General features: G+C 46.5%; 12 protein-coding genes. 6 read left to right on the forward strand and 6 right to left on the reverse strand.

The window, feature by feature from the left end; translation table 11 throughout:
* Positions 1–710 precede the first annotated feature (710 nt).
* Positions 711–1,574 (forward strand): class I SAM-dependent methyltransferase, encoded by an 864-nt coding sequence (locus AC5I6P_RS08605; RefSeq protein WP_495693338.1) that lies wholly within the window; start codon positions 711–713, stop codon positions 1,572–1,574.
* 118 nt (positions 1,575–1,692) lie between these two features.
* On the forward strand, positions 1,693–2,814 hold the full coding sequence (locus AC5I6P_RS08610) for a Rossmann-fold NAD(P)-binding domain-containing protein (protein WP_495693339.1): 1,122 nt from the start codon (positions 1,693–1,695) through the stop codon (positions 2,812–2,814).
* A 402-nt stretch (positions 2,815–3,216) separates the two neighbouring features.
* Here the strand turns inward: AC5I6P_RS08610 and AC5I6P_RS08615 are convergent, their stop codons facing one another.
* On the reverse strand, positions 3,217–3,693 hold the full coding sequence (locus AC5I6P_RS08615; RefSeq protein WP_495693340.1) for a TspO/MBR family protein: 477 nt from the start codon (positions 3,691–3,693) through the stop codon (positions 3,217–3,219).
* Between the two features lie 293 nt (positions 3,694–3,986).
* Here AC5I6P_RS08615 and AC5I6P_RS08620 point away from each other — a divergent pair, with 293 nt between their 5' ends.
* The 3 genes from AC5I6P_RS08620 (at position 3,987) to AC5I6P_RS08630 (ending at position 8,093) form a co-directional block, all read left to right on the forward strand.
* The gene (locus tag AC5I6P_RS08620; protein ID WP_495693341.1) at positions 3,987–5,033 is read left to right on the forward strand and encodes a hemerythrin domain-containing protein; all 1,047 of its coding nucleotides are present in this window, start codon (positions 3,987–3,989) and stop codon (positions 5,031–5,033) included.
* A gap of 336 nt (positions 5,034–5,369) precedes the next feature.
* On the forward strand, positions 5,370–6,719 hold the full coding sequence (locus AC5I6P_RS08625) for a PrsW family glutamic-type intramembrane protease (RefSeq protein WP_495693342.1): 1,350 nt from the start codon (positions 5,370–5,372) through the stop codon (positions 6,717–6,719).
* A gap of 234 nt (positions 6,720–6,953) precedes the next feature.
* A complete protein-coding gene (locus tag AC5I6P_RS08630) occupies positions 6,954–8,093 on the forward strand; it encodes a hypothetical protein (protein WP_495693343.1) in 1,140 nt (379 codons plus the stop codon).
* 115 nt (positions 8,094–8,208) lie between these two features.
* Here the strand turns inward: AC5I6P_RS08630 and AC5I6P_RS08635 are convergent, their stop codons facing one another.
* From AC5I6P_RS08635 to AC5I6P_RS08655, 5 genes are all read right to left on the reverse strand, one after another.
* Positions 8,209–9,051, reverse strand: coding sequence for a glycosyltransferase family 2 protein (locus AC5I6P_RS08635; protein WP_495693344.1), 843 nt, complete (start codon positions 9,049–9,051; stop codon positions 8,209–8,211).
* A 21-nt stretch (positions 9,052–9,072) separates the two neighbouring features.
* Entirely contained in the window at positions 9,073–9,846 is a 774-nt protein-coding gene (locus AC5I6P_RS08640; RefSeq protein ID WP_495693345.1) for a class I SAM-dependent methyltransferase, read from the reverse strand.
* Between the two features lie 60 nt (positions 9,847–9,906).
* Positions 9,907–11,028, reverse strand: coding sequence for an iron-containing redox enzyme family protein (locus tag AC5I6P_RS08645; protein WP_495693346.1), 1,122 nt, complete (start codon positions 11,026–11,028; stop codon positions 9,907–9,909).
* Positions 11,029–11,739: 711 nt separating this feature from the next.
* Positions 11,740–12,081, reverse strand: coding sequence for a cupin domain-containing protein (locus AC5I6P_RS08650; RefSeq protein ID WP_495693347.1), 342 nt, complete (start codon positions 12,079–12,081; stop codon positions 11,740–11,742).
* Between the two features lie 149 nt (positions 12,082–12,230).
* Positions 12,231–12,446, reverse strand: coding sequence for a hypothetical protein (locus tag AC5I6P_RS08655; protein WP_495693348.1), 216 nt, complete (start codon positions 12,444–12,446; stop codon positions 12,231–12,233).
* A 172-nt stretch (positions 12,447–12,618) separates the two neighbouring features.
* Between AC5I6P_RS08655 and AC5I6P_RS08660 the strand changes: the two genes are divergently transcribed.
* Complete coding sequence (locus AC5I6P_RS08660; protein ID WP_495693349.1) at positions 12,619–12,837, forward strand: hypothetical protein; 219 nt, start codon at positions 12,619–12,621, stop codon at positions 12,835–12,837.
* The last annotated feature ends 38 nt before the right edge of the window (positions 12,838–12,875 follow it).

Genomic DNA, 12,875 nt, shown 5'->3' on the forward strand with positions numbered 1-12,875 from the left:
GCTAGTCTTCCCAGCTTCGGGGCGGTTTCATCTGTCTTGAGGGATAGATTTGTCAGTAAAGCATGACTATATTATTAAAGATTTTATAAAATTCGTAATTACACTGAAGCTACTTAATAAAATTGAACATATAAACGAGAAAATTCTGTAATTTCACATAGATGCTGAACACATCGGTTCTTTAAGAATGAAAACTCGATTTTTTATCCGTATTTAAGCAGTTTATTCAGTGCTTTATATAACAACGTGCAAATCCTGCTCAAACTCTCCGTTTAACCCTCAGGCCCAGTTTTATTAGGCTAATGGAGAATATCTGCAATTCTTTTCTGAGTAATAAAACGGATATTACTTGATAGTTGTAAGTAACATTTAAAACAGTGAAGTCTTCCTAAAAATTTGAAATAAATCTACGTATTCTTAAATCAAATTTAGGAAAAAACCTTATTTCGCTGCAATTTTCAGTGAATTTACGCGAATAACGCTCTCCGAGAAATCTCGCTATAGCCTAACAGGTGAGTAGGTTATTCTATCGAACAGCTTCAGTGTTCTTAGTTTTCTTAATCCTAATTTTAGATTCCTCCGTAAGTACGTTCCGTAGGACTAAGCACGCTCTGTAAGACTAAGCACGCTCCGTAAGGCACCTCTCAAATAAGGTTTTCGCGAAATTAATACTTTCCTACACGGCTTTGTCAAGTGCGTGAAAGAGGCGTATGAGAAATTCGCGCGGTTACCGAGTTGCTGAAGTGCTTCAAATGGTATCAGTCAAGCAACATTTACAGGTAAAAACACGTATGGTATTGTCTACGAGAACGGCTCATTCTTCCTATCTAGTCGATCGCCTTCTGTCGGCTAAGGATGAAAACTTGTTCAATTACGTTAAGTTTCGGCTGATTGCCAAAGCTTTGCAGGAAGCCAACATTGAACGTCCCCGCATCCTTGATCTAGGTTGCGCTGACAAAATTGCGCTACGCTACCTGTCTAATTTGGATGTCGATTTTCAATACTGTGGCGTGGACTATGAATCCCCGTTTTCACCTGACATCTTGGCAGACATTCGAGAATCCAATCAAATCATTTCAAAGCTTCCGTGGCAGCCCAACGTCATTTTTCTGCTAGATGTTTTGGAACATCTTGACGGACTCGAAATCGATATTCTCCAGATCCTTGAAGCGTGTTGTTCAATTTTGCCACCAGGCGGGCTTGTTGTTGTTACCATTCCGCAGATGTATCGGTTAGACCGATTCAAATTCAAGCATTTGCATTACAAAGAACACAAGATTCGGTTACGTCAAGACGAATGGTATAACCTTCTAAGTCGTGAACTGAAGGTTCATAAGAGCCATGGGGTTGGATTGATTTCGGTCATTCCTTACCTGGTGATGTTCCACCGCCGCTATGAAAAGATCCCCTTCCTCATGCGTCTGTTTAAGCAACTGCGCGAGAAGACCCTAGAACAGCCATTTCTACGTGTTTTAGATTGGCATCTCAGTCATTTGCTCGGTGGACTACCATTTTTTAGGCAGTGGACAAACGATGTTCTGTTTGTTTGCGAAGTGCCTCACTCTAATTCCTAGTCCTAAACCTTAGCTTTGAACTGTTTCAACTTCAAATGATGCAATTTGAAGTTGAAACTTAATTTCTATGTGCTTGGCGCACAAGAATCAACTGTGGAACAAATCACAAGGATGCACAATGAATACTTTCCATCCCGATTTTTTGGGTGAGGTCGCTCGACGAGTAGGCATCAAACCTCATCCTAACTGTCGCCAATTTGTGGTGCAGCACCTCTATGAAGATACGCTGCGGTTGCTGCTGACCTCTCACCAGTTTTTTCCGATTGACGTTGTGATTGGCATTAGCTACTCTGGCAAGAAACAAGTTGTGAAAGCGTTGCAAGATCACGGAATTCGAGTATTGACACCAGGATTCCACGAGTTGGAAGCAACTATTCAGACTGAATTGAAAGATAGCCTTGAGCGGTGTCGTCAAGCAGATCATCAACTGCTTCTCCACGAGGTGGGTGGTTATGCTATCACATGTTTCCATAATCACTATCGGGAATACTCGAACCTTGTTCGAGGAAGTGTTGAAATTACAAAGCAAGGAGTATGGGCAGCACAGCGTATTGATAATCTTTTAATTCCTCAGTTGAACTGTGCTGAGACAAGACTGAAGGAGATTGAAGGCGATTATGTCGGAGATGCAGTCGTGCTGTCTCTAGATACAATTTTGCGTGAGATTGGCTATGCGATCGCAGGGCGTTTAGCTCTCGTCAATGGCTATGGCTGGGTCGGGCGTGGAGTATGCCGCAGTCTACGAGCAAAAAACGTCGTCGTTGCCGCACACGATGTGGATGTAATTAAAAAGGTAGCCCTGAAGTTGGACGGCTTCCTATTACAAGATGAACTGGATACCTTCGAGCGGGCTTCGATCGTGATTGGTGCGTCGGGGGTATGTTCGATTACGCCAGAGGTGATTGATCGGTTGAGCGATCGCACTATTCTGGTCAGCGCCAGTTCAAAGAAAATCGAGATTGATCTAGACTACTTACATACTCAGGCGCAATGGACTGAGTTTGTCCATCCCCATGTGCAAGCTTACCATCTCCCAAATCGCATTCTCTATCTGGTGAATCAGGGTTACCCTGTTAACTTTGTGGGTAGTAGTGTTCCTGATGAAATTGTTGAATTTCTATTTGCAGAAGCACTTATTTTGCTAGAGCAATTAGTTTCTAACGATTTTTCACCCGGAACGTTTCCGCTTTCTTCGGAGTTAGAAGAGATCCCAGCACAGGTTTGGTTGGATTTACGTTGATTCTGTTGCAAAAACTGGTTGTGCCCTAAAACGCGACAGACCGGATACGGTCAGTTCAACAACTCTAGAATCAATGACTAGAAGAGGCATGAGCTACTACCCTATTATCCCTTCAACAATTCTCACGTTTAGATTCTCACGTCTAGAACATCAGCCAAAAATCTCCGAGTTCCCGAAGAACTCGGAGATCTCAATATCCTACTTTTTGGTCACGAACTTACTCACTGACACAAAGCCTAGCCTAAGACTTCTGCTAACATCTCCAGCGTTGCAAGTTTCACAGCAATGCCGAATACAACGTTGTCATCTGAATTATTCTACCCAATGTTCTTAAGCTTGTTCTGGTGAAATATATCTTCACAGCAGCGCAGTTATTCATTTAGCCGTTTCTAATCTGAACAACTAAATTGCTTCTGGATTGAGATCAATCATTTCTTGGGTTGCGTAAGTTCCAATCGGACTCCAAAAAATGTAAGGCAGAAGAAGCAAGGCCGCTTGCACTGATGTAAAAGACACCGCGATCGCGAGCAAAATTCCTAAAACCGCCCCCAATCCACCGATGATTGTTCCGATCGCTAAGCTCCGCAGTCGTAGCGTCAAGGGAATGTAGGAAACCGTGACAATTTCAACCAGCAAATATATGCCCATAAGCAGCCAGGTTTTGAGCGTTCCCGGTTCGTTGTGCCACACCAAAGCAGCAGACCATGCACCACAGGTGAACGCGATCGTCCAAATCAATGGAATCAGCGGTTGAATCATCGCTAACCAGCGAGGAAGGTCTAACCGTTTCACCCACCGCAGATCTTGGCGCGGTCGAATTAAAAGGCTTCCAAGCGAAACCAAAAAGGCAACACTGGCGATGATCATCCAAGGTTTCATATCCCTGCTTTCCCAATTTCAAATTACATCTGTGCTGCTCCTCTCTGTCAGCATCAATGTTAGAAATTAAACTCTAAGCATTCCTCACTCTCAGGATGGGCATCCACTGACAACTCACCTTGTATAAGTCTATAGAGTTAAGCCAAGAGATAAGAAGAGTTAAGCCAAACATCTAACTAGAGTTGGGTGGAGGAAACCGCAGTCCTATTCAAAATTATAGGAACTTAATCTTGTCGCTCTTTGACTGGATTAGATGTTGTTAAAAAATAATTTACCTATTAGGAGAACTAACCATGGTGACAACACTAGACGATACAAAGCGGATGATGATCGGTGAACGATTAGCCGATCTGAGAGCCTTTCAAAGTGCAATTCTCTCGAATGATCAAAAATTAATTGATGCTTGCCCGTACCCCGATGTTCGCGAGCGCTTGCAAACAATGCTGGAAGATGACCAGAAAAACTTGGGCATTGTCGACACGGTAATTGTGCAATATGGCATTCAAACTGAACCAAGTCCTGCCACCAAGACTTATATTCCGCAGTTCGAGCAAATGATGTCTAGCGATGAGTTTACGTTCTACCAAAAACTGATTCACCATGAACTGGTGAAGCATGGTCAAGCCATGAGTGGTATCACGATTCACAAAGCGGCTCAGAAAGTCGGAGCAGATATTGAAGTAGCGATCGCACCGTTGAACACCGTCAACTTTGAGGGTCGCGCCCATCAAGAACAACTCAAAGGCATCCTCGAACAGGTGGGTGTGCGGGAAATGACTGGGCAAGATGCTGATCAAGGTCTGTGGGCACGTGTGCAAGACTCGATCGCAGCACTATCCGGCGTTGCGGGCAGTGTGCTGACTCAGAACACTGACAAAGAAGATATGAACATCCAGACCTTGATTCGGCTGGATCATAATAAAGTGAATACGATCTTCACTGAAATTGGCGCAACAAAAGATCCGCAAAAGTTGCAAGAATATTTTGGGCAACTCTATAAAGATATACTGGCACACGCTCAAGCCGAAGAAGAAGTGGTCTATCCAAGAATTCGATCGTTCTATGGTGACGATAACACTCAGGAATTGTACGATGAGCAAGCCGAATGGCGACCCATGCTTGATGAAATCAAGGCAATGGATCCTGCCTCTGCCGATCAGTTCCGCTCAAAAATTAAAGATCTTATGGATCACTTAGGCGATCACATTCGTCAAGAAGAAAGCACCATGTTTGCGGCGATCGACAAGAATTGTAGTAGCGAACAAAAAGAGCAAATGGCGACGGAATTCAAAGCGGCGAAGAGTAAAGTTCAGCAAGAAATGTCAGCATCAATGCAGTAACCGCAATGATTTAGGTGCGTTACCCGCGATAACGCACCTTCTGACTTAAGCTAGCAATAGGTTCGCTCAATTTTTCAGTCTCTAAACTGAGCAGTTCAACTCGGTGAGTGCTGTAAGCTCAAGGAGAAGCCAGCGATCGCAGCCATACTATTCGAGCCGTCTTCACGCTTCTGTTCCTCATCCCAGTAACTCCTTAATGAGTAAATTGTTAATGAGGCGGCCTAGGATGGGAGCAAGATTGTACAAGGTTAAGTGTAGAATGTTGCCCATCCTTCCTGGAGTCTCATTTTTCACATTGAATAACTGTGGTGAACGCCAACTGCTGGACACCGTGAAATGACGGGTGAATCATCTGCGATCGCTAGCTTGCGGCACGTGCCGACCCCCGGTAAACCTGCTTCCAAGCACTCCTATCCCCTTTATGCTGACCATATCGTGGCAATTGGGCGAGATCCTCGCTGTCATATTGTGGTCGATCCGGTTTTACACGCTTCTGTGTCGCGGCGTCATGTCGAGGTGCGCCCTGTTGCCGAGCCAGGAACAGTGCCAAGGTGGTGGGTTTGTGATCTCGATAGCTCGAATGGTACCTATTTGAATGGAAAACGGTTGCGCGGTTGTCAGATGTTGCAAAGCCGCGATCGCATCACGCTAGGACAGAGTGGACCTGAATATATTTTCGAGTATTGCGCTCAAGAGCATCAGTCTCAGACTCTCGAAGTCTTGACTTTACCTCCTCAAGAGACTCCTGTCGCTCCCATCGTCGAAGAAAGAGTCACGTTCACCCAACTGTTCCCGATCCTCTCCACAGGGCGAGATTTGACGCAAAAAGCCTATCTCGCGCCCAGTATGATCACCATTGGGTTCGTGGTAGCGATGTTCTTGGCCGTTGGACAGGCGATCGTCTTCAATCTGCTAATTGCTGGATATTTAGCCCTAGCCGCTTACTATTTTGTCTATCAACTCTGCGGCAAGCACAAACCGTGGTGGGTTCCGGTTGCGGCGGCATTAGGCACGATTGCTCTGCTCAGAAGTCCGGTTTTACCCCTGTCGATCTGGCTGTTTCGACAAGTCTTGCCCGGACATGTGCCAGAAGACGGAGAATCAATCAGCTTCTTAGTGCTGCTGATCCGGATGTTTTTTGGTGCAGGCTTGATGGAAGAATTGCTGAAGGCGCTTCCTCTACTCGCGCTATTTGCGATCGGACGATTTCTGCCCGCGCCGTGGAATAGTCGCGTTGGCATCTGGGAGCCATTGGATGGTATCTTGCTAGGAGCCGCGTCCGCTGTTGGGTTCACGCTGCTGGAAACCTTGGGACAGTACGTTCCAGAAATCATTCAAAACACGACGCTACAAGTTGGTGAAGGACTAAATCAATTAAGGGGACTACAACTCCTCATTCCTCGCTTGCTAGGGTCTATTTCGGGTCATATGGCGTATAGCGGCTATCTGGGATATTTCATTGGGCTAAGTGTTTTAAAACCGAAACAAAGTGCCGTGATTCTGACCATTGGCTATCTGACCGCCGCTGGGCTGCATGCGCTCTGGAATGCAATGGGGTGGGTTAGCCCAGTTGTTCTAGCGCTGGTGGGCATCTTATCCTACGCATTTTTAGCAGCAGCTATCTTAAAAGCCCGTAGCTTATCGCCGACGCGATCGCAAAACTTTGCAACTCGATTGAAAGGCTAGAAGCTTGATTCTGAAGGATTCTACCAATCCTGAGATACTCTGTAGCCTGTTCCCTAAAAATTTTCCTTCTTTAGAGAGAGGTTCCAACAAATCGAGCGCTCTACGCTCATAGGTAAAGGCTGCGATTTATTGCCTGTCTTCATTACCCACAAGCGCACAACGCTTCGGACGTTAGCAGAACCTATGACCCTGAACCTAGTTAATAAAAAAATCCTTCTACCGCTAAGCATCGCGATGCTTACGGTTTTTGCTGGAACTGTCAAAGCGCAAGCAGAAGAACCAGACACCACAGACGCGACTTCTGCTTTATCTAATCAAGTTACACGGGCAGACTCAAACGCTTCATATTTAGAAGGAACTACACTACAGACCTCTGCTAAAGTTGCGGCTCCTATTCCAGGTCACTCGGTCACAAAAGCATCAGCACTATTAAGCCAAGCTCCCGAAGCAATTTTATTGGCACAGTCTAGTGGTGGTTCATCGGGTTCACCGACTACGCCTGGTACACGCAACCCATCTACCGTTCCTGATACGGTTCCGCGTATTGATCCGGGTGCAACGAGTCCCGGTACTACCGATCCGAATGCTGTTCCAAGTGTTCCTGCGACCACACCAGGAACGCGGAATCCATCTACCGTTCCTGATACTGTTCCGGGTGGTATTACTCCAAACAGGACCAGTCCAACCATTATCTCGCCTGGTGGAACTCAACCAAGTACCACAACGCCGCAATTTCAATCTCCAACCACACCGGATTCAACCACACCGGATTCAACCACACCTGGAACGACTACACCAGATTCAACCACGCCTGGGACAACACCTGGAACGACCACACCGGATTCAACCACGCCTGTAACACCCCAATTCACTCCAGGTACAACACCGGATACCACAACTCCAAACAACAACCTGATACCACCAATCACACCGGGTCGCGCTACTCGTTCTGGTTCTAGCTATGTGGGTATTGGCGCTAACGTTGGTGTTGGTGATGGTGATACAGCGCTGGGCGAGACCAGTTTTGAACTCTTTAGTAAGATTGGCTTGACTCGTTCTTTCTCCGCTCGCCCATCGGTTCAGTTTTCGGATGATGTGACTATTTTGCTGCCCATCACCTATGACTTTAACTTTGGCGCAGGCCCAGCAGGCCCAGTAGGAGGTGCGCTAGGTGTTCCGATCGCTCCTTTTGTTGGAATTGGAGCAGCCGTTTCAACGGGTGATGGTGGAGATGTTGCTTTACTATTAACAGGTGGTGTTGATGTGCCTATCTCGCCTCAATTTACTGCAACAGCAGCCGTCAACGCTTCTGTAACAGGACAAGCGGCTGTCGGAATTCGGGTAGGGGTTGGTTATAACTTCGGCGGATTCTAAATTGCTAAGGATTGGTAATCAGGATTGATTATGAATCCTTCCACTCGATGACAAGAACGGCTGCCTCAATCCTGAAGCAGCCATTCTTGTTATGGGTAATTTTTGTTTGCTGGTATTAGGTTGCTAAGGGAAGCATTACGGGTGCATTGTTGCTGCGATCGTAGATTGTCGTCTCCAATTCTTGGTGATAAACTCCCGACGGAAGAATACCACATCCTCCATATTGCGCCATCACTCGCTGTTGCGCTAACACATCTTCGCCACAGTGGTTTTCAGGAAGATCACGCCAGAAGCTGAACCCTCCCACACTACGAAGTTTTGCCACGTCATATAGAACGCACCCTCCGACCCAAGCCACTCGATACTTACGAGTGTTCTGGGGCGTGAGGGCGAGATTTTGCTGAATGTGATAGAGATTTGCCGCATTGTGAAGCTTCCAGCGCTCCCACTGCGGCATTCCGGGATGCAAGGATTCGGGTCGAACAGAGCCTTCCCAAAATTCAATCGCTTGCTGATCAGGGCGTACGTCATTCAGAAAGCTCAACCCAATCAAGCCGCTCCCCACAAAACCGCACTCTTCATCCTGAATTGCGGTCAGCATCTGCTCAACGACATAAGATTCTAGAATCAAATCGTCATCTAGAAAGAGAGCGTAGGGGGCAGTGGCTTGATCAAGCAAAAATTGACGATGCTCTGCCATGCCTCGTCGCGGCAAGTGCCGATGGGTTTGAACTGGGTCAGAGACGCCTCCAAGGCTGGAACGTAATACTCGCAGTACCGCTTGCACCTCTCCGGCAGCGATCACTCCTCCATCCTCACTCTCTGTATCCCTACTTTCAGTCTGATCCGAGATGATGACTCTAAAATCCTTGTATGTTTGAGCGATCAAACTCGTCAACGTTACCGCTAACGCGGCTGGACGATTGTAAGTAGGAATGAGGATATCAACAGTTGCCATGATAGAAACATTGGTAAAACATCACAAAGCAGTCATCACTTTGATCAACTCGTTAGAGATATCGATCGCACCAAGTTCCTGCTTTGTAAACAGAACGCCAGCCAGAAAATAGATGTTCTGAGAATAGAATGCTTGTTGATTTTGACGCAGTTTTGAAATGCAGTTTCTCACCTTTGGCTCAGAACTATAGTAACCAAACTGAAGCGGCGTCACCATAAAATCTGCAACTGCGTATCCGTGATCCAGTCCCTGTTCAATGGTCTCCACTGGGTTTGAATAGCTAGAGATCAGCACCATGACGTTGGGACAATCTAACGTTAGAAGTTTGTTTGTGATCGTTGCGCCATCGTCGCCACCATGCAACAGAGGCATACAGATGTCGTTATCTGGGGCAGGCAAGTAAGGTGGATTGGCAATCAAACAATCCGCATTGGGAACATCAGCGTCAAAAAACGACCGATTGTGAACAACATATTTCTGGTCTAGTTCACACTGGGAGACTCTAGAACGAGCAACTTGAGAAGCAGAAGGATTTAGCTCGTAGCCCTGAATCGTTCCGTTAAACTGGCTTCGTATCAACGCATTAATAACAGGACTACCATCACCAGAGCCAAATTCGATAATGCTGTTGGAATCACGATAGCGATTGAATACTAACCGCTCTAAACAATGAGAATAGAAATGAGATTCTTCAGGACAGAAGAATACTTCTTGCTGAGAGTAAGCAGGAGTTACATCAGGTAAGCCCTGAGAAGGGACGTGCGATCGCCGCACGCGAGATCCAGTGAGTGTCATAGAGTCATCCCATAAATTATGCGTTGCACCCGTCAGAGCTTGCTTAAAGTCAAGCTCGCTTTAAGGAGAAACCACAGGCAGCGGCTCAGCTTCCCATTGACGCAGCCGCACCACGACTGCCTCGCTCGCACGTTCGCCCATGATCTTTTCTTGGTCGTAGCCCAATACCAGTTGCCACGCTTCGTTGGGATACATGTCCACTAGCGGCAGCGTCACATTTTCAACCATCCAGCGTCCGTGTCGCTCGTCTTCGCGGATGTGGAGTTCCCAATATCCCATAGCATCATCGGAGAGGCCGAGGCGCTGAGCGGCAGCGAGATAGTTGCGGTAGGCAGAAGGCCCAGCAACTTCAAAGTAAGCTAAACCCCCGTTGTAGCGCAGGAAGTGACGCTTGCACTCGGTGAGTAGGAAGTTGTGATTTGTGCTGGCAAGAACCTGCCAGGGAACGAGATCAATATAGGCTTCGGGCTGCGTGTTTAAGCCGAGTTCGGTCATCATCAGCGCGAAAAATGTAGAGTGCTTTCGAGACAGACGACCATTGCCATATTCCTCGATCAGCACCCTGGTAAGGGTTGCCTGTACTTCGTTGGCTGCCCCACCCAAAATCCGGGTGAGCCGACTCGATTCGATCAGTCCATCAAATGATGCGATCGCGATCAAATAACGATATCCCTCAAATGACAAGCGTTCTCTGAGATAGATCGCATCGTCAGACAGGGCAGGATTGAGATCGGCTTCGTAGCGATCGCTCAACGCTTGCTTAAAGTCAAGTGACTTGTAACTCTCGGCATCGACGTGAGACAGTTCCCACTCTTGCCAAGCAGCTTCAATCTGATTCCGAATCTTTTGCAGATACAGCGATCGCTCATTAGTGTAATGGCTTAGATCGTCATACCAAAAAAGATTGAGTCGATTGATTCGGTACAACACTCGTTGAAGAAACCAATGGGCATCGTCCGAACTCTGTGGCGTTTGATAGGCTTCTGTCAACGCCTGGTTAAGCGTTGTTTCAAAATCGCTGATTTGAGCAATAGGGTGATCAAGCTGCTGGTCGAGATCTTCAAGCTCAATTAACGCACCGAAGCTTTTTTCCGCTTCGTAGTATGGATTTTGGATTTGCGCCTGGGTTGTAGCTGGAATAAGTTCCCGCGTCTTTAACGGCGTAGCTAGACTGCCTTGCATGTACCTTATTGCTTTACTGTTACTTTATACTTCTCATAATTATTTATTACAGTTTACAAATGTAGCTTCCTAAGAGAGAGATCAACTTATCCAAGGATAGAGTTTCACTTCGTGTTTAGTAGGAGCTTTCTTTGAGGAGATGAGTGACTTTTATATTCCGTATATTCCGCTTTTCAAGTTAGTTAACCCTTGGCAAAACCAAGAGCAATGATTCTGAACAGTTGGCAGAATTAGAAGAATCGATGTACGAGTAGTTTTACGAACGTAAAAAACAATAAGAAGAGTAACAAGATTGGCACGCTTAGGAGCTTTGTCGAAGCATGACTATTCTTCGCTAACAGAGATTAAGCAGAGGTTAGATTTAACAGCGATCGCAGAAGCCTTTTTCTTGGGCAGAGTCAGTAATAAACGCAGACTGGATTGTGGATTCAAAGGCTTACATGCTTGTTTTTTATTATAAGCAAATTAATCGACGGCTCTAATTTGTCCTTTCAAGTAATGGGATGGGGCAAGATGGAATTGTTGAAGGAGCGGATGAAAGTCTAAAGTTAGTGTTGGTAAACTAGTGTACTTTAACCTTGCCGAGCAAAATATCTGTACTACAGATTGCCAAACTGTTTTCCTTGCTTTCATCCGTTCCTTGCTTGACTTGTAGAGCTTAACTTCTTGTAGAGCTTAACGTGCAGAGTAGGACACGTTGCTGTAGACAAATTATTCGTCGCGCCCGTGTACTTGCGCAGGTGGACTCGTCGCTTCTACGGCGGTAAACGACTCTAAGATTTTGTAGGTGTGAGATGCACCTTTAGGCACGACCCAAGAATTTCCAGGCTCTAGCAGAACCATTTGCCCTTCGAGATGGAGTTCAGCTTTTCCATTAATCACGTAGCCGACGGTTTCGTAATCTCGTGTTGTCGAAGGTTTGACTTCGTTTGAAGGGTCTTCGTTTTCCCAAAGTCGCATTGAGACACTTTTACCGGAGGCAAGATATTTCTGACCCATTTCGCCTGTTGGCGAAGAATGGGCATCTACTTTTTTAACGCTGGTATCGGCCATAGTGTCACCACTTGATAGTATTTGACGCCTAGGCTAGCTAGATGCAAGTGGGGTTTCCTCTTGCTCAAGTACGAGTTATGACCTCTGGAGCTTCACTTTACGAAGCGCTCACCTGCTACGGAATTGATTTCGATCGCAATGCGGCGGTTCTACACTGCTTCGTTCATCGCGTTTGCAAAGATCACTAACTCGTTCTCTTCGTGAGTTTTGCGTTGGGCAGACTTGAGGACTTCTAAGCTGAGGGGCACATTCAACCGCCCACCATTTTCGATGATGTCTTGAACGGTAACGATCGCAATTTTAGGATAGGAACATCCCATGATTTGATGGTGATATAGCCCACAGGTTTTGGCTTTCTGAATCATGCCTTTGGTGGGCTTTTTCAGGGTCAGGACTTACGCAAGCGGGAGGCGGTAAAGTAAAAGGCAGTGAATGAGGAGTGGCGTCATGAGCATCACAAAACTGGATGAGTGCCAATATCTGCTCAGCAGTCCGGTGAATTACACACTCACGACCTGAGCGGAGCATTTGAAAGGCGTGAGCCATGACGAAATCAATCGCTATTTGCGCGGCGAGACGTTAACGCCACGATTGCTCTGGGAACAAGTTTCGCCGCGACTTATGGGAACCGCGAACGGGTACATCGGCTTTGACGATACGGTGCTGGCTCATCGGTATGCAAGCGCGATCGAGATGGCGCAATTTCAGTACAGCGGGAATGAACATGGAGTAGTGTACGGGGTATCGTCAACTTAACCGGGAATATTCGAAATTAAGTACGATAATCCTTGAAC

This window comes from Myxacorys sp., from assembly GCF_059501405.1.

Excerpts from the sequence above, each read along its gene's own strand:
- AC5I6P_RS08605 (WP_495693338.1), top strand. The coding sequence starts at position 711 with ATGAGAAATTCGCGCGGTTACCGAGTTGCTGAAGTGCTTCAAATGGTA.
- AC5I6P_RS08610 (WP_495693339.1), top strand. The coding sequence starts at position 1,693 with ATGAATACTTTCCATCCCGATTTTTTGGGTGAGGTCGCTCGACGAGTA.
- AC5I6P_RS08615 (WP_495693340.1), bottom strand. The coding sequence starts at position 3,693 with ATGAAACCTTGGATGATCATCGCCAGTGTTGCCTTTTTGGTTTCGCTT.
- AC5I6P_RS08620 (WP_495693341.1), top strand. The coding sequence starts at position 3,987 with ATGGTGACAACACTAGACGATACAAAGCGGATGATGATCGGTGAACGA.
- AC5I6P_RS08625 (WP_495693342.1), top strand. The coding sequence starts at position 5,370 with ATGACGGGTGAATCATCTGCGATCGCTAGCTTGCGGCACGTGCCGACC.
- AC5I6P_RS08630 (WP_495693343.1), top strand. The coding sequence starts at position 6,954 with ATGCTTACGGTTTTTGCTGGAACTGTCAAAGCGCAAGCAGAAGAACCA.
- AC5I6P_RS08635 (WP_495693344.1), bottom strand. The coding sequence starts at position 9,051 with ATGGCAACTGTTGATATCCTCATTCCTACTTACAATCGTCCAGCCGCG.
- AC5I6P_RS08640 (WP_495693345.1), bottom strand. The coding sequence starts at position 9,846 with ATGACACTCACTGGATCTCGCGTGCGGCGATCGCACGTCCCTTCTCAG.
- AC5I6P_RS08645 (WP_495693346.1), bottom strand. The coding sequence starts at position 11,028 with ATGCAAGGCAGTCTAGCTACGCCGTTAAAGACGCGGGAACTTATTCCA.
- AC5I6P_RS08650 (WP_495693347.1), bottom strand. The coding sequence starts at position 12,081 with ATGGCCGATACCAGCGTTAAAAAAGTAGATGCCCATTCTTCGCCAACA.
- AC5I6P_RS08655 (WP_495693348.1), bottom strand. The coding sequence starts at position 12,446 with ATGATTCAGAAAGCCAAAACCTGTGGGCTATATCACCATCAAATCATG.